Consider the following 18,029-nt stretch of genomic DNA (forward strand, 5'->3'; position numbering starts at 1 on the left):
CTCACAGCTCTATTAGCAATTCAGCTCACTAATTGTAAGCACGGAAACCGGCACGGCTTAACTGGTGAGGCAAGCGCTCTGGAGCACTCAAGCGTAACAAGCACATCGCGATTCCAGCATATCCCACCATGTAATCAGGAGTAAACACGGTAGGCGAATCCGCAGGAAATACGATATGGCCTTGTTGCTCCTGTGCAAATGTTTCTAGTAAATGGCCAAAGAGGAAGGCTTCCTTCAGGAATCTATGATCTCCAGTAGCTTGATACATATCCAATAAAAACTCGCAATTGCCGGCAAGACCGTGGCACTGGGTTGGGCCAGTCCAGCGCGTCGAATGGGCAACTACGTAAGCCGCTCGTGCTGCGATTTCCTCCGCCCCTGATACCAGATTATGCCTGGCGAGATGAAGGAAAAAACGCCCTATACCAGCGCCTCCATGACACCAGTAGGATGGATGGGCGCTACCACCTGCTACTCTGGGCCAGCTCAGGCCGCTTTTATCCTCCATGGCTGGAATGGCCTGCCTCACTATCCAGGAAGCCGCCTTCGTAATTAGAGGCAGCAAACGCTCATTCTCATTCGCTTCGTACAGGTCTAGTAGCGCATCTGCAACTCCAGCCACTCCATGCGCATAGCCAGGTTGCGCGACTCCACTCAAATCACCGTAACCTTGTGGAGTCAACCAGAAAATTTCATGCTCATTTATCTCGACAGCTGTCGATAGCAAATGCTCTCCACAAACCTGGGCAGCTAGAAGCTGCTCTCTTTCCTTTGTCTCGTCCCAGAGCAACAGATGGAAACGCAAGCGGCCGGCAGTTCCGTTAAATAGATCAGGAGAGTTATGAGGTAGGGAAGCAACCATACGTCCTTGTTCTAAAGCGGCAACAATGAGCTGCTTATCCTGAAGAACCTGGCCTGCTCGTAAGAGCGCCGCACCTACTCCAGATTCTCCTACATAGAGCCCCGGCAATGGCTCCTTACCTATCGGCTGGCTATCCCGTAGCCAGCGTGCCGCTTGCAGCAAGGTTTCTGCAGCACACGCGCTCTTGTGCTCAGCCACTAGTTCGGCCAATGCGAGCAAAATCCCTGCATTGCCAGTGTTAATATCACGAGGAAGCAGCCCATAGGTGAGAAAGTGAGTGCTGATCCAGGCTCGACTATGGCCGTCGAGAAATGTTTGCGCCTTAGCACAAATCGTATCCATAATAGCCATGGAGAGCTCCCCAAAGTGCTCCCGCTCACTTCTGCCTTCTTCGTTAAGTTCATTTACGACTGTCTCTTGAGAAACTGTGCCATGCGTTTCTATTGACTCTAGCGCAGCCCTTAATGCAGCCTTGATCTCACTCATTGAGTGATAGCGGGCCTGGACCGTCTCTTGTAAACAGCGCCCAATGATTTTCCTTAGCGGCCCTATCTCTTCTGGACACAACCATTCTAGCGGCCGCTCAAGAAGCCGAGATGGATTGGGGGCATATGCTGGATCAACTCCTGTTACCAGAAAGTAGAGCAAAGCACCAAAACCATAAATGTCATCGGAGAAGGCCAGGGGCAGATTATCTAGTTGCTGAGGGGACATGTATCCTCTGGTACCACGGCCTGAAATATGCCCTCCAGTATTATCTAAGGCATAAACGAGCTCAAAGTCGATGAAGCGCAGACGCCTATCTGCACCAACAATGATGTTTGTTGGCTTTATATCTGCATAAATCATGCCTTTTAGATGTATTGATTCAAGAACTTCTGCCAGTTCTATACCCCATTCTATGATCTGACGTAAGGGGACAAATTGCCCCTGGTGCAGAAGCTGGCGCACATACAAAGCTAGATCCTCGCCTTCAATGTCTTCCATAACCAGGAACAAGTCTCCATTCTGTTCAACAACGTCAAATAGTCTTGGGATATACGGATTGGGCATCAGCTCTCTTAGCATATGAGCCTCATGAAGTAGCCGCCGATGCATGCTCCTATCAGTCAAATTATTTTGCCACGCATAGCCTGGCCCTTTGATAATACACGAACTTCCGTTCTCCAGGTCTGCCCCAAGATATACAATATGATTAATTGAAGCAAAAATCATTGCGACAATCAGGTAACGCCCATTAATAATGCGCTCAAATACGGGAAGTTCAGCGGCAATTCCGGCTTCAATAAAGGGATCTTTAACCCACTCAGGAGGTTCATAGCGCGGCCTACGACGATCAGGTACTTCCTGGTTATCAGGAGTTCGCAACACTGCCTCTATAGAGCCGGAGGGAGTCTGTACATATGAGCGGAAGCTGAAATTGCCATAGCGATAGTGTATCAAGCTGTCCGGGCGCAGCGCTCGGTCCGAAGGCACCCGCGGTCCACTAAGCCCCTGGGTAACAGCGTCTAGTTGCAGCGCTAACTGCACTGCCTCCTCATCATCTCCAGGATAAACAGTAATAAATTTTCCTACCTGACTGATCCCTCCTTCTCCTTGATTTAATCTGAACAGTTGCCGTAGCGAACTGGCAACCTTAAAAGATGTGGCTCCGGTCAGTAATACAGGAAACACACGCTGCAAAACTTCCTTAGCAGACGCATTGTTCGCTGAGATATGTAGCTTCCAGCCCTGAGCAGGTATCTCTGCAGCCTCTCGGCTAAATCGCACCCACATCCTCTCCGAATCGTCACTATATTCAATGTGCCAGTTTTGCGCCCGCACTCGATGGCTCTGGCATAGCTCGTATAGCTCACGTGCCAACGGATCTGCAATCTCTGTAGCGAGAGAGTTGGTTCCAAATATATCTTCCACCAGGAACGCTCCTCATTATCTGGCTCAATCTTTCTATGCTTACCTGTACTCCAACGAAGCTTTTTTGATCTCTCCCCAATACATCCTTTATAGATGGTCTCAGCAAGACTACCCTATTCCAGGAACCCGGCAATGCTAATCCGATTTAACAATGAGTATCTCAATTGCACACATAACAGATCCAATACTTTCTCCTTTGTACATATTCAGCAAAATCTGTTCCTGTAAAGCTGGTGTTTTAAAGTGTAATGAAACAGGTATCTACGAAGCAGAATGAACCAATACATTGCGGTACTGCATAACCTGCAACATCTGCCAGTTCGGTTTCGCGCAACACATCGGAGAGAGCTTCCTCAGGCACTCCAGCAGCTTTCATCGTACCTTGAGGATCTGCCTTCAGCAATTCTTTAAATTGCTCATCTTCCTGAGCCCTGCTGGCTAATTTTCGCGTTATCTTACGAACTTCTTCTACATTATAATCCATTCATAACTCCCCTTATCTCCTCATCATGATAATACAATGTTCCACGACATTATCAATATTTATTATATATTACCATACGTAATTATAAATAAGCAACTGTTATTGACATATTTCATAAGTTTGTGTACAGTGATAGCAGGAGCCATAACAGAAAATAAGATGGCAAATGTCACTATGTACAGAGAACTTACAAGATTGGGTATATTGCTAGGCACAGCAGCGCGCATAATATATTACGCGAACCCTCCATAAGGAGATACCTCTCATGCGGAACCTACCAACCGGAACCATTACCTTTCTTTTCACAGACATAGAGGGGAGCACCGTTCTCTGGGAACAATTCCCAGAGACTATGCATTCAGTGGTTGCCCGACATGATGAACTGCTCTATTCCATCATGCAAGACAACGGGGGAATTGTTTTTAAGACGGTAGGAGATGCCTTTTATGTCGTGTTTAGAACCGCTGGCGAGGCCCTTACAGCTGCCGTGAAGGCTCAACGTGCACTGGCTATAGAACCCTGGCCAGAACAGATTACTTCGCTACGAACAAGGATGGCCTTGCATACGGGAGAAGCAGAAAGCCGAGGCAACGACTATTTCGGCCAGTCTCTCAACAGGGTCGCTCGTATTCTGTCTGCCGGCCACGGCGGTCAGGTTTTACTTTCCCAAACGACGGTTAGTCTTCTGCACAAGCTTACTTTGCCCGGTGTAAGCTTACAAGACCTGGGAGAGCACCGCCTCAAGGATATACAACACCACGAACATATCTTCCAGCTAGTCTTTAATGACCTTCCTTCTACCTTCCCTCCTCTCAAAACTCTGGATCGCCATCCTAATAATCTTCCAACACAATTGACTCCATTTGTCGGGAGGGAAAAAGACTTGAACGCCGTAAGCTCTCTCCTGAAACAGGACTATGTGCGTCTGGTAACCTTAACAGGTCCTGGTGGAGTGGGCAAAACTCGCCTCTCTTTACAAGTTGCGGCTAATCTAACTGATTCTTTTACCGATGGGGTCTATTTCGTGGAACTGGAGACCGTACGAGAGGCAAACGCTATCGCCCCTGTTATTGCCAAAACTCTACGTATCCCTGATAGCGGGGACCAGCAAGCAATAGATCTGCTACAACCCTCCCTCAAAGGTCGTATTTTGCTTGTCCTTGATAATTTCGAGCAGATTATTGAGGCTGCCCCATTGCTCCTTGAACTACTGATAGGCTGCCATCAACTAAAAATATTGGTGACAAGTAGAGCCGCGCTTCTTGTGAGCGGTGAATATGAGTATTACATCGCTCCTCTCCTGGTGCCGGTGCTGAAACCACCTTTTAAGCTAGCTGAGCTGGCTCAAAATGAGGCTGTATCGCTTTTTATTCAGCGAGCCCGCACGGTGAAACCTGACTTTCAGTTGACGCTCTCTAATGGAGCTTCGATTGCGGCCATCTGCGCTGAGCTCGACGGCCTCCCACTCGCTATCGAACTGGCGGCAGCGCGCATTAATCTCTTGCCCCCACAAGCGCTACTCAAACGCATTGGCCAGCGCTTCAAGCTTCTTATAGGAGGGGAGCGCAACCGCTCAGCGCGCCAGCAGACATTACGTGGCGCAATTACCTGGAGCTACGAACTACTGGATACTCATGAGAAAACCCTGTTTGAACAGCTCTCCATCTTTACAGAGGGATGCCTTCTGGAGGCCATCGAAGCGATCTGCCCAGTTGCAGAGGATTCCGATCATGATCTCCTCGACACACTGTATTCACTGATTAATAAAAGCTTGTTGTTGCAGCAGGAACAGGAAAACGGAGAACCCCGCTTTGTATTACTCCATTCTATTCGCGGGTACGCACTAGAGCAGTTGCAAAAAAAAGGCGAGATGGAGTCGCTACAACAACGTTATGCCACGTACTATCTGGACCTGGCCGAACAGGCCGCCTCCAGCTACACAGGTCCAGAACAAAGACAGTGGCAAGCGCGCCTGGAACAGGAACAAGCAAACTTGCAAGCCGCGCTTCACTGGTTTATTGAGCGGAATCAGATCGAGCCCGGCCTGCGAATGGCAGGAGCACTATGGCCTTTCTGGTTGACTCACGGTCATCTCCAAGAGCATTACGCTTCTTTGGAAAAGCTACTTGCGGCAAACGCGACCTACAAGGTTGCAATCTCTGTGCGAGCAAAAGCGCTGGAGGGAGCCAGCAGACTCACTCTACGCCTGAATAAACGTGAGCGCGCCGCAGCTTTTGCCGAGGAGATGTTACAGCTTGGACAAACCCTTGATGATAAAGAAATGATCGGTAACGCTTATGTTATGCAAGCTGATATTGCTATGCGCCTGGGAAACCACCAGCAAGCAGTGGAATTACTTGAACAAAGCTTACAGATCCGACGCTCCTTAAATGATAGTCGCGGTATGGCTGGTCTGCTCAATAATCTGGGCAATCTGGCCCTTGGACAGGGCCAATTAGAGCGAGCAGCGGCTTTCCATGAGAAAAGCCTGGCATTGCTACGAGAAATTGGTGATGAGCGAGCTATAGCTCGCATCTTGAACCATCTGGGCAAAGTTGAATTGCTTCGTGAGCACTATGAACAGGCTACTATTCTTTACGAGGAGAGCATAAGGCGCTTTCGCAAACAAGGCGATGCACAAGGTACCGCAACTACGCTATTTAGCCTGGGCATGGTTGCATTTTGCCAGAATAACTTTGCTCGCGCCATAGATCTGTACCAAAATAGTCTGACCCAGTTTCGCGATCTCGATGATCAGGCCGGTATCGCTATCTGCTTGAGAGAAATTGCTCAAATTGCCTGTATCTGGCAACAATTCGAGCGTGCTACACGCTTACTTGCCCAGGCGCAATTGCTAAACAAAAATATTAGGGAATCTTCATCCCCACTTAAACAGCCAGAAAAAGATGATCTGATAGAGACTTTACATCACAGCCTTGACAATACTTTGTTCAAGGTATTGTGGGAAACTGGCAACGTAATGACTCTTGAAGAGGCCATAACAGAAGCGCTTATGGTTAAGTTGCCAGAAAATTGATAGAATAAATTTACAGCAGAAGTTTTCCTTACATAGTACTATAAAACCGGCTCATCAGCAATTTTACCGCTATTAAAGAATCGAACGATCTTATCGTTCGATCTGTTCACAATTTCTAAAAAAAGAGAATTATACCGCAAGAAGTTTTTATTCACATATGAACTATATATCGACTCTAAAACCTTTTAATAGAGACGGCACACAGTTTTGCTTTTGTCAACAAGTAAGCCCACAAAGATCAAGGCTATGATCCAGATCTAATCAAGAATTTCTTAAGCTTGAATATATTAATTTTTCTTTTTACCTTAGTGGATTCAGCTTTCCTGATCTCATGAGAAGGATATTATATACTACAAATAATGTAATGACAAAGTATCCACTGCTCGTATATTCGCTTACTTGGACAAGAGCATATGTGAACTACTGTAAATTATGGAAGAGCTGGTAAATGTTGCTCCAATTATCGCTGAGGTGTAGAAAACGTGTTTTTCTACAAAGTTGCTGCAACATAACAACACTGCTCATCTACCAGAGCAGGGTGCGTGGACGCTCTCTTTTGCTCATATTTTCTGCTAAAAGGTGGAAAATCAGACAAGTTCATTCACTGCTGCTGTTCTCGATTTAATTAAATGTAATAGCCAGTATCCAAGAAGCTGCTACTGACTATGATCAAAGCTGAGAAAAAGGGTTGGATATGTCTCGATCTTCGTCAAAGCACAAGTGTTAGCGCACTCGGGCTGCAGATAACCAGTCACTTCGGCTTGCCATCCTACCTCGCGCAAAAAATCTTCAATAACATCATACGGTAATCCTTCCTTAATGAGTAGTTCAACAGGACGGTCCTGGAGCTGCTTTTTATACATAGCATCTGCTGCTGCTCTCTCTACAATCGTACGGAGCCTGGCACGTGCTACTTTGAGACGCATAAAGTACTCTCCTCGCTCTACTATGAACTGGACTATCTTGTCTTAATCAACTCACCTCTTCGCAAAAAACATGAATTTTACACAACGACCGTTTTAACAGAGAGTCATTCTGAAATATTCTCAGTCGTCTAATTTACATCTGCACCTCTAACACGAATAACATATATATTCGTATTTGTCAATGTTTTTTACAAAAAGCACAAGATTTACAACCTGACCGAGGAGGCCTGCTTTCTACGCAAAAATTCATGCCCATTTAACTATTCTTTTTGTATCATCCATCACTTTTGTTATTTTATTACTTCTAACTCTTTAAAAAGTGTTTTGTTTTACTCTAAAATTAATGATTTTAGATAAAGAGTCAAACAGTTCTAACCCTCAGCGTTACATGCCACATACAGTATAAATTAGATAGAGATGATTATTAAGAGTTTTTGCAATTTGCAGGTAATCGCAATAAGGAAAAATAGATTATTGACATTTATGATAAGATTATGTATATTTCTAAAAGAGCAAGGAGAGGATATTATGGTTGAACGACATGATCTTATTTGGATAGTTGATGCTGAAAACGAATTCAATCGCTCTCGCGAATGGTTCCTTAAGCAAATCAAGCTAGGCAATTTACATCGAACAAAAATTGCGGGCGATCGCAAAGTTTATTTATTGCGTAGTGAGATCGAGAAGTTACTAGAACCTCGTATCTATAATCTCTAGTTGCTGCGCTGGTTTTACAGCGCAGCAACGCTACGCATCTCTACCCTTACGGGCTTTTTGTTCTTTTTTACCCTTCTTACTCTCAACTCTACTTCTCTATTTATCTCCTCTTCGATCCAACTTAATAAGCCCACAAGAAAATGATAATAGCGCTTTCTCTCCCTATACAAACATAGATTATCTTACCTTATTATATACTATACTCCTAAAAGTGCCAAATATTACCATTTTTTTCTTAAAACCTAAATAATTTGGCCTAAAAATTTATCGGCTATCTCGCCTTTCGCTTACATAGACAGCAGTGACGGATAGTTATTTCTGTAAATAACTATCCGTCACTACGCTAGTACAGAGCTGCAAAGGACTTCCGCATTGTGTATTCCTACTTCAGGTCACCCTTATGGCAGGTCGGATAGCACAGCTCTGCCCCTTCCCATCTCTTTTGCCTTTCTATTCCCTACCTTTGGCAGCTTCCTCTTAAAAGAGTGCTACTATCGCAGCTAGATCAATGTAAAAACGAATAGATTGGATCTTACCTTGCTCATTAATTTCAAAAACATCGATACCTTCTACATTCGCCGAACGCCCATTCTTGGCTGTCATAGCTCCACTATAGAAAACCGCTGCACCGTTTCCTACGGTAAACATGCGCTTAATCTCAATCTCCATCTTACTGAAAGGGATAATACTCTGTATTGCTACTTGCCTGACAGCTTCAAGCCCTACCAGCGGGGAAACTTCCCCAGCATTATATATCGCTGCATCCTGAGCAAACATGGCCACAAAGCCCTCTACATCCATCGCCCTGTTAGCGGCAAAGTAGGCGGAGATAGTATCTTTGATTACTTCTTGTGAAATCATTATTGACCTTCTTTCTTTATCCCAAATGAACTTCTAATATTCTCTGCTTAGCTCAAGCGCTCCTCAAAGCCAGATCAAAAACGCGATAAAAGCAGCCCACTGGCCAAATGAGGACACAGTAGACAGCTCGGCGTCTACATGCCAGGCCTACATGCTTACCGGCGGCTGTCTGAATTCAAAAGTGAAGTGAGGCACAATTTCTTCAAGAGCGGCCTCAATATTCTGCTCATATCCCTCAAACATCTCCGTGAGTATTGCCTGCTTCTCCTCATGAGTTTCTCCCTCCAAGAGGGCAAAAAGCGTCCTGGCATTGATCACGTCGCGCGGAGAAATGAACAGCCAGTTCATCATGAAGTAGCTCATGTACAACGGGTTGAAATCGCCGGTTTGCATCTGCTCTAACAGCTTACGCGTGGATTGCTTCATGCAAAATTCAAAGTACTTATGCAGAAGCTTCACACCTTTCAGCTCCACCGGGCCTTTATGCGTGACGCCTGTCCAGCGTAGATCCTCTAGCACGCTACGCCACCAGGCCGGATAGATCGCTTCTTGCATCCTCTGGAGAACACGACGTTCAAAATCTGCTTGTGGCTGCTCCTGCTGCTGCTGCAAACACATCGCTAGCGTTTCAGCTTCAATAGCCGCCACAGTCATACCCTGACCATAGACTGGATCAAAGTGACAGAGTGCATCACCAATTACAAGCAGGCCTGCTGGCCAGCGCTCCATCTGTTCATAGTGCTGGCGAACGCATTCAGGTATGCGATAGCCACGTGGCTCTGTTAACACTTCAGCTCCCCTCACAGCTTCAGCTATTGCAGGGCTAATCAGCTGTGCCAGGCCTTCGTCAAAGCCTTTTGCCTCAGTAGGGGGGTAGTTGCCACCAACACTAGCAATACAGACTGACCAGATATCATCCTCTACAGCTTTAAGTACTCCTCCACTGGAATTTCCAGTAGCCGGATCACCCTCTATCACTATCACCCCCAGATTTCTTTTCTCAGGATGAATTCTGTAATAGCGTGTGCTGTAACCAATGGCCGACGTCACGCGCTCGCTCTCCGGCACATCGTAACCAAGATCTGAAAGCCACTGTGCAAGCTTGGAAGAACGCCCACTGGCATCAACCACTAAATCCGCTAGAAGCGTGGTCCGCTGCTGCAGTTGCCCACGCTCCCGGATATAAACACCATTAACAGTCAGCTGCCCATCATTTGCACTGGTTTCTAGCCCGATGACTTGCTGATGGTAGAGAAAATTGACATTTGGCAAGTCTTCTACCCGTTGACGCAGTACCCACTCAAGTAATGCCCTGCTATAAGTCCCCGCTTTTATCTCCTCTCCTCCTGTACTAGGGAAAGGGATCGCTCCGTAAGGATTTATCATCTGGATCAGGGTATTTTTCTGGATGGGGAAGGCTCCATGGGCCAATATTTCGGCAGTAAAGCCAGGAAAGAGGCTATCCAGAATAACTTCTCCACGCGGCAATATTTGATGCAAATGAAAGGACTGTGGCGCCCCTGCCCGAATCCCTGGCTGTTCTGGGCAGGCGTCTCTCTCAATTATCTGGACTTCATTGTATTGCTCGGAAAGTACGCGAGCGACAAGTAAACCAGCAATTCCACCTCCAATGATTAGCGCTTTTTTTCTATCCTCGGCAGTTCTGTTTATAGCCATTATTTTCTTTCCTCTTCCTAAAAGAATATATTTGTGCACTTTTTCGCATATATCGCTGCTTGCTCTCAAGCATCTTCTGAAAGTATAGTGAACACGGGAAAAGAGCACACTCTCCCTGCGGGTAGTGCAGTGGGTAGTAGTAGGAAGACTGGCCAGAAACAAGTCTAGAGGGGCTTTACAGATGATTCGTTACGAATAAGGTCACGGGCAACCTCACTTGCCTGCAGGCGATTACTAACCCCTAGCTTCTGATAAAGATGCTTGACATGGTACTTCACAGTATTCACCGAAATGATCAATTCTCTGGCGATCTCTTGGTTGGACCATCCGGCTGCTAATAGCTGCAGCACACGTTCTTCTTGCTCAGAAAGCGGTACAAAAAATGGGCTGCCGAAAGTACTTTGTGCCTTCTGAGCCAGGCCCGAACGCCAGGAGGTGGCTTGCAATAATCTCTGGACATATGAGCGTAGCGTGGGCTCATGCTGCAAAGTAGGCAGTAAAGCTCGCAGCAAGGTAATTATTGACCTTCCCTCATCAAGAAAGAGCCGCACATAGCCTTCCTGCATTGTTTGCAAAAGAGCTTGCCGCAACCAGTAATGAGCCTGCTTGTGCTGATTGCAAGCTGCATGCGCCAATGCTAGTAAGATTTGGATCTGTACGGCATGATAGCCATGCTGGTTTTCCCTGGCCGCAATCAAGAGGTGTGTAAATTGTAGAAGAGCAGCTCTGCCTTCCCCTCGCGCAAGTAGGAGCCGTCCACGCAAGATTTGTACCTCCAGCTGCTCGGTAATCGCTTCAGTCTCTCCGCTTGGAAATTTCATCTCTAATCCATCTTGTATCATCAGTGGATTGCCAGCGGCGATCAGCAAGCGCCCATACCAGGCATAAGTACGAGCATGCAGCAATAGGCTCTCAGGAGTCCATTCCTCCCATGGGTTGGCAAGGAGAACTTTTAGTTGTTCTAAAGCGACGGCAATCTCGCCACGCGCATATTGAAGAAGCGCAAGTTGTAACGCCGCCCTCCTGGAAAGGGCCTGGCTTTCGGGCAGGCTAGAACCCTGCATTAACCTATTTACTTCTTTCGCATATATTTCCGCATCTACAAGCTCATTTGTCTCAAAAGCTACCCATGCCAATTCAAGCAAGGCATCAGCGATCGAGACATCATCGTTAAGATCCTTCGCCTCACTAAGCACGTGTTGCTGATATCTGCTCGCCTGTCTCAGTTCACCCAGAAGCAAATATGTCTTACCCAGTGCTAATCGTATTTGAATATTGAGGTATCGATTGCTCGGAGGAAGATTATCCTTTTCGGCCTGGAGAAGGTCTTGGCGAGCTTCGTCAAGGCGACCCAGACGCAGTTTATCTAGTCCAACCAATGAGAGAGATGAACTTCGATACATAAGGAGATATGGGCTTAGTTCGTCTTCCTGTGATAAATAAGCCAGTGCCTCGTACGCATGCTTCACTACAGAGGAAAATGTTTCTCTTCCTAACATAGCACTCAATGCCAAAAAAGCACGATTTGCGCCAATTGCGGCATACATGCCACGACTCGTCCAGCCTTCTACAGCCATTTGCAGTAGTTTCTCAACGCGTATACGTTCATCTTCAGTTAACAATACTACCTTGGAAGCTGGGATGGCTGTCTGAGAAAAGCGATATTCTACAGGAAAACGTAATTCTACCGCCAGGATATGACACAACAGTGGATGCTTGCGTAATACGCTTTCCGGTAGCTGTTCTAGCCAGCTGCGCATCGAAATTGGTTCATAGAAATATTGTATCTCTAGCTGCTCAATTAATTCGGCAACTCGCTCCATGTCCTGTGCTAGCCAGGCCATTTCTATCGCCTCTATGAACATTGCTTCTTGCTCATACCATACACTTGCACGCCGCCATAATTTAGCCAGCGTTTCCTCACCTAGACGGCGACGCGCTTCCTGCCTTAAGGCTTCTGCAAAGAGGGCATGATAGCGATACCACGTTTCTGGCCCTTCCAGCGCATCCAAAAAGAGGCCGGCCCGTGAAATAGCCTCTAGCTTCTCTTTACTGTTCTCGCTTTCGGTGATAGTGTCACAGAGAGACCCGCTGAGCCGGCTGAGTACGCTTGTATGTAAGAGAAAGCTCTGCAGCTCTGCTGGCTGCGTCTCTAGAATCTCTCGCATAAAGTAATCAAGCAAGTGACGCTGCGGATAAGTATATTGGCCCTGAACTACTAATGCCTGTTCAATAGATTGCGGGGTTTTCCATCTGGCAAAGGTCAGGGCGAGTAAACGCAGCCCTGCTACCCAGCCTTCTAGCAAGGTATCTAGCCGACTGAGGGCTACTTCCGAGAAAGTAACTGGCAACGCTTGTTGCAGAAAGGCAACCATCTCCTCGTGGGAAAATCTCAGTTCAGCTTTGTATAGCTCAAAGAGCTCTCCCCTCGCTCGCCAGCGTAAGAGAGGCAAATCTGGCTCGGATCGTGTGAGCAACAGCACATGTATCGTTTTCGGCAAGTGCTCAATAAAAAAGGCCAGCGTTTCATGAATGGCAGCATCCGATATAGCGTGATAGTCATCAAAGATTAACAATCCTTCTTTATCGAGCTCAGTAAAGCTATTGAGCAGGCGTGTCAGAGCTAGTTCTAACGGGGGGCTCTCAAAGAGTGAATAAGTGCCTACTGTAAGTAGAGCCAGAGCGGCTTGCCCAGCCGCTTGTTGTTCTTGCCCCAGTAATCTCTGCGCAGCCGTCATTACTGCCCGCCAGAAACGCATGAGATCATTATCCCCCGAATCAAGCGAAACCCAGCACATCGTTGGGAAATCTGGAGATACGCCACGTGAGGCAAGCCAGTGATTAACAAGTGTGGTTTTGCCAAAGCCGGCCGGGGCCTGCACTACAGTGAGTTTGTGACGCAGACTTCCATCAAGTTGCGCAAATAAAGAGGCTCGTTCAACAAGCCAGGTTGGAAGCTGAGGAGGGTAGAGTTTGGTTTTTAGTAAGGGAGCCATATTGCTTGCTTGAGGCTTCTGATGTTGAGCCTGCCGCTCCTCTTCACTATCGTCATCTGCGCTAGTAGCATCTGCGGCTATGCGTGCTGCCAACGTGTAAGCAACTTCTCTCAAACGCTCAAGTGTCAAATCTTCTGATTTGCCCAGGTAGGTGCGATAGAGCCTGCCCTGATATTTCCGATAGGCTTTCCAGTACCAGCCACCGCGCCGGTTCCCCACACGTTCTTTGCGTGCAGTATAAGAGCCATTACCATCACGAAATGCAAAAGTGCTGGATGTCTCCTCGTTTAGCCAGGCTAACCACTGCTCTGACCCTACAACGATAGAGATGGCTGCTCCTTCTTCACTATAAAGAATTTTATCACGTACGGTTGGTGTTGATCTCGCCACAGGCCAGCTACTCGCTTTACTTTCTGACACTGCTATTTTCACTATCCTTTAATAGTCTATCATATGTTGGGGAACTTTTCACACTCATTGGTTCCCCACACGCAAGATTTTCCTGCTGGCAGCTAAGTTCACAAGCTACACTTCTTTACCAACAAACTTCAGCGCAGCTTCTTCCTTCCCGCCGTGAGATCCTCCCGATGAAGGCTTCCAGGTCTTCTACCTTGTGCTAGCTACTCTGCTTATGCTTCAGTAGTCGTTGGATAAACTGTGGCAACCAGATGCGCAGCTCAGATAGCTCCCGCTGATTCACATCTCTTCCAGCATAACGTTCCTGGATATATGCCTGCGTCAATTCTTGAAGCCGTATAGTATCCCTGAACTTTTCTTCTTGCTCCCCGGTATCCGCTGTCAAGGAAATGTATTTAAGTAGGCGCGTTTGATATTCAGAAGGTGTCTCGTTAAGGTGCCGAGTAGGTAGTACCTCGCTTTGCTCGCTATCAGCCAACGCCTGCAATAGCTGGCGAAACTGCGCCCGGGCCGAATTCTTGTCGAGCTTTTCAAGCTCGAATCCATGCTCCATTTTATGCCTACGATTTTCCTGCCTCCGCTGGCGCAAGATTTCTTGGGCTGAAAACGTTTCGCGCTCCTCTTCTTCATCTTCCCTCTCATCGTGCCTTATATGCCAGTTACGTAGTATCAAGCGAATAACGATAATAAGGGCAGCCAGGGCCAGTAATATCATGATAACCTGACCGGTTGCAAGTAGCCATGATGGTAATGTCGGTGGCACATTGTTCTCTCGCAATCCCACATGTTGAGGCCTGTTGAGAGGATGAGTTTTATTCAGCGGTAACGTAGCAGGACCTTGTAAGAGCGAGAGTAAAGGCGCAAGTATCCAGTAGAGTAGATACAGTATTTCGCTGACGATCTCTCCCAGGATCACCCAGAGCAGCCCTATCACATTCATAACTACATTAAAGGAAAATATCTCGAAAGCCAGCGCCCCAACTATAACGAGCAACCAGAGGATGGTCAGTGCTAGCAACCACAGACGCAAAGGATTACGCCCGACAACAGCATAGCGACTCTGTTCTTTTCTGCTCATATTCAGACGGATAAAAGAGAGACCAAGCAATCCACTAACAAAAAACAGTGGAAAGGCATAACTCAGCACATTAAGCACCTGACTATCAGCATTATTGGAAACCCGAGACCAGAGAACCAGGAGTAGACCCACAAGCAAGATTGCCAGGCTGATCTTAAACGTGAGAATAAAGTGCTCATCATACGCGTTTGTACGCGCCCAATCCAGCCCTCGTTTCCAACTCCATAATACTACTAATCCCATCAAGAACATTTTTCCCGGCTCAGTCAACAACGCAAGATGGGTAATAAGCATACATCCCGCTGCTACTATCAGCCCCCCAATAGGCAAGAGAGCTCCCAGCTTCTCCTTCCCAGGATGCGTAGAAATTAATTTTACCAGCAAAGCCCACCACTGCAGCCCCAACAAGAGTAAGATAATGCTTGCTTCATCGATCACCGGTGAAGCTGTGCTCGCTCCTAGCAGGATTGGCAATGCGAGCAGTACCAGCAAGATTGACTGCGCTTCCATGAGACTGATAGCAACGGGAATTACGCAGTACTCAATCCAATTGAAGCGGAATAGAGCCAGTACCCAGGGCTTCCTCTGTGCTGTTGTTGACTGCTTTGATAAGCTCACGCCAACGTTCCTTTCCCCCAACATAATATACAGCTAAATCATAGAGATTTGTTTCCACCTCTACTCCCGGCTCACCTGTCAGTATTAGATAAACAGCCGAGCCCCGCACCTGCATATCGAGAAGGCGTTCAACCGTCTCTGCATTGAGTGATGTAGCTGCGCTAACCATAAGAATCGTACTCCCTTGCGGGAACATGTCTTCACGCGTATCAATACAGTATTCAATTGTGGTATTGGAACGTGGCTCCAGATGAGCCAGGGTTGTAAGAATCTGCTCATACTGGGCATGATCAGCGGCGAACGGTACGCTAACTCCCGGTGAAGAAAGCTTGAGGTGCTCTAATTCTGTAATTTTCCTATCATCCCACTCAATCTGCTGCGTTCCTTTACCTGTCTTCTCAATCAGCCCTGTTATCAGCGCGCAATTCGTCAACAAGCCGGTCATATATCCTTCTTGGAGGGCCCAGACTGCCAGCGATGCAGCTACAGACAGCGTAAATTCTTGCAGCTCAGGATCAGCTTTGCGTAGATCTCTGGCAAAGTTCCAGCCATCCAGCAACACAAGTAGACGATGCAGGCTACTCGGCTCGTACATTTTACTCTGCAAATGCCCGGCACGCGCTGATGCTTTCCAGTGAATACGGCGCGGATCATCATCAATCTGATAGTCGCGCACGCCCGCAAATCGCAATGGATCTTCGACCAGCCTTCGCCGCGACGTATAATCCCCAAAGGGATGAAGCGAGGCAAAACCAAGGCTCTCAAGGGGAATAATTAAGGGATAGATGACCAGGACCTCGCTTGTAGGGACGGTAATTTCACATTCTAGCCAGCCTAGCGGATCGCTACTCCTGAGTCGCAAAGGACCAAATGTATGCAGTCCTCGTGCTTTGCCCAGAAAGCGATAATGGCGCGTCACCCGTTGAAACGACCAGAGCAGCCAGGTGTGCGTGAACATATCATAGTCAGTTTTCTGCAGGCGCAAGGTCCGGTTCTGTTTCTTGACAACTTGTAGCGGAGGGCTGATCGTGTTTTCTACCTCTAACCAGGTAAGCGGCAACCATTTGCGGTTCTCCACGGTGACCGAGAGCTTGACAATTTCTCCAAAGAATAGATGCTGCTGATCCAGCCTCTGCCTAACAACTAGATGTCTTAAGGCCAGGAGATACCATATATTCGGCACAGCGCCGATGATTGCGATACACAATGCAACAAATAAAATGATTGGCTGCTGTGCCAGTACGCTGAGCAAGAGCAGCGCTAGCGCCAGCAGATACCACATACGACGCTTCTTGAGCAGCTCCTGATCGTGTTCGATCGTGAGAAGGTCAGTATTCATCGCAAATTATTTCCTCGCTGACGGAGGTGCTATTGTCTCTACAGGAACCGGTGTCGCCTGCACAATCTCTTCAATAATCTCACGATTGCGTTTGCCACGCATACGCGTACGCGTGGTCGTCAATAAACGATGGGCCAGCACATTCACGGCCAGATGTTTGATATCATCTGGTAAAACAAAACCACGCCCCTGCAAGGCTGCGTACGCCTCACACGCTCGATAAAAGGCTAAAGTACCTCGCGGGCTCACTCCTAGCTGAATGGCAGCATGCGTACGAGTCGCTCGCACAATTGACAGAAGATAGCGTTCAACTTCTGGCTGCCATTGTACCTGTCGCACAATCTTTTGCAGCTCAAGCAATTGTGTTGCGCTCACCACATGCTCTAACTCTTCCAGCGGCTCTTCTAACTTGAAGCGGTGCAAGATCGCTTCCTCCTCCTCTTCAGAAGGATAGCCAATAGTGATGGAGAGCAAAAAGCGGTCAAGCTGCGCCTCTGGTAAAGGAAAAGTGCCTTCCAACTCCACAGGATTCTGGGTTGCAATTACCAGAAATGGCCTTGGCAAGCGCATACTTTCGCGTTCTACAGTAACCTGACGCTCTGCCATTGCCTCTAACAAGGCCGATTGGGTACGCGGTGTCGTGCGGTTCACCTCATCAACCAGGAGAATCTGAGAAAATAGGGGCCCATTCCGAAAGGTGAAATCGTTACGACGTTGATCAAAATAGCTAACTCCAATGATATCGGTTGGAAGCAAATCAGGTGTTCCCTGCACCCGTTGAAAAGTAGCCCCGAGCGAACGGGCCAGTGCCTTAGCCATAACTGTCTTCCCCATACCCGGAACATCTTCCAATAAGACATGCCCATCGCTAAGCAACGCCACTAGCAATAGATCGATGACGTCAAGCTTGCCAATGATTACACGTGCCACGTTCGCACGAATTGCCGCCGCTACTTGTTGCACAACGCTTATAGAAGACAAAATCGTGTCATCAGCCATGAAGGGCCTCTCCTGCTTCATTGAGAATAGCCAAAAACTTTCTGACGCTTAGGAGGAGGAATCAACAGTGTTCAAAAATGTGTTTAAATGTATGCAATTGTAAA

Annotated in this window: 11 protein-coding genes; 2 read left to right on the forward strand and 9 right to left on the reverse strand. The window is 47.4% G+C overall.

The genetic code is table 11. From position 1 onward, the window contains the following. Positions 1–28: 28 nt before the first annotated feature. Together lanL and EPA93_RS16415 are read right to left on the reverse strand one after the other, a co-directional pair. The gene (gene lanL, locus EPA93_RS16410; RefSeq protein ID WP_129888543.1) at positions 29–2,776 is read right to left on the reverse strand and encodes a class IV lanthionine synthetase LanL; all 2,748 of its coding nucleotides are present in this window, start codon (positions 2,774–2,776) and stop codon (positions 29–31) included. A gap of 238 nt (positions 2,777–3,014) precedes the next feature. Then, positions 3,015–3,260 (reverse strand): hypothetical protein, encoded by a 246-nt coding sequence (locus EPA93_RS16415; protein WP_129888544.1) that lies wholly within the window; start codon positions 3,258–3,260, stop codon positions 3,015–3,017. Positions 3,261–3,525: 265 nt separating this feature from the next. On the opposite strand from EPA93_RS16415, the gene EPA93_RS16420 reads away from it, so the two are divergent. Beyond that, entirely contained in the window at positions 3,526–6,297 is a 2,772-nt protein-coding gene (locus EPA93_RS16420; protein WP_129888545.1) for an ATP-binding protein, read from the forward strand. Positions 6,298–6,953: 656 nt separating this feature from the next. Here EPA93_RS16420 and EPA93_RS16425 read toward each other — a convergent pair. After that, entirely contained in the window at positions 6,954–7,223 is a 270-nt protein-coding gene (locus tag EPA93_RS16425; protein ID WP_129888546.1) for a hypothetical protein, read from the reverse strand. Between the two features lie 528 nt (positions 7,224–7,751). Between EPA93_RS16425 and EPA93_RS16430 the strand changes: the two genes are divergently transcribed. After that, positions 7,752–7,940 carry a hypothetical protein gene (locus tag EPA93_RS16430; RefSeq protein WP_129888547.1) on the forward strand — a complete coding sequence of 63 codons (189 nt, stop codon included), beginning with the start codon at positions 7,752–7,754 and terminating at the stop codon, positions 7,938–7,940. Between the two features lie 477 nt (positions 7,941–8,417). On the opposite strand, the gene EPA93_RS16435 is transcribed toward EPA93_RS16430, so the two are convergent. The 6 genes from EPA93_RS16435 to EPA93_RS16460 all read right to left on the reverse strand — a co-directional run bounded on the left by EPA93_RS16435 (position 8,418) and on the right by EPA93_RS16460 (position 17,925). Continuing rightward, entirely contained in the window at positions 8,418–8,801 is a 384-nt protein-coding gene (locus EPA93_RS16435) for a nuclear transport factor 2 family protein (protein ID WP_129888548.1), read from the reverse strand. 147 nt (positions 8,802–8,948) lie between these two features. Then, positions 8,949–10,478 carry an FAD-dependent oxidoreductase gene (locus tag EPA93_RS16440; RefSeq protein ID WP_129888549.1) on the reverse strand — a complete coding sequence of 510 codons (1,530 nt, stop codon included), beginning with the start codon at positions 10,476–10,478 and terminating at the stop codon, positions 8,949–8,951. Between the two features lie 164 nt (positions 10,479–10,642). After that, positions 10,643–13,894 carry a winged helix-turn-helix domain-containing protein gene (locus tag EPA93_RS16445; RefSeq protein WP_129888550.1) on the reverse strand — a complete coding sequence of 1,084 codons (3,252 nt, stop codon included), beginning with the start codon at positions 13,892–13,894 and terminating at the stop codon, positions 10,643–10,645. A 196-nt stretch (positions 13,895–14,090) separates the two neighbouring features. After that, positions 14,091–15,587: a DUF4129 domain-containing protein gene (locus EPA93_RS16450; protein WP_129888551.1), complete on the reverse strand. Its 1,497-nt coding sequence runs from the start codon at positions 15,585–15,587 to the stop codon at positions 14,091–14,093. Continuing rightward, positions 15,511–16,926, reverse strand: a complete 1,416-nt coding sequence (locus tag EPA93_RS16455; RefSeq protein WP_129888552.1) for a DUF58 domain-containing protein — start codon at positions 16,924–16,926, stop codon at positions 15,511–15,513. The genes EPA93_RS16450 and EPA93_RS16455 overlap by 77 nt, the downstream gene beginning before the upstream one ends. 6 nt (positions 16,927–16,932) lie before the next feature. Next, positions 16,933–17,925: an AAA family ATPase gene (locus EPA93_RS16460; protein WP_129888553.1), complete on the reverse strand. Its 993-nt coding sequence runs from the start codon at positions 17,923–17,925 to the stop codon at positions 16,933–16,935. Between the last annotated feature and the right edge of the window lie 104 nt (positions 17,926–18,029).

Source organism: Ktedonosporobacter rubrisoli, assembly GCF_004208415.1.
Lineage (GTDB): Bacteria > Chloroflexota > Ktedonobacteria > Ktedonobacterales > Ktedonobacteraceae > Ktedonosporobacter > Ktedonosporobacter rubrisoli.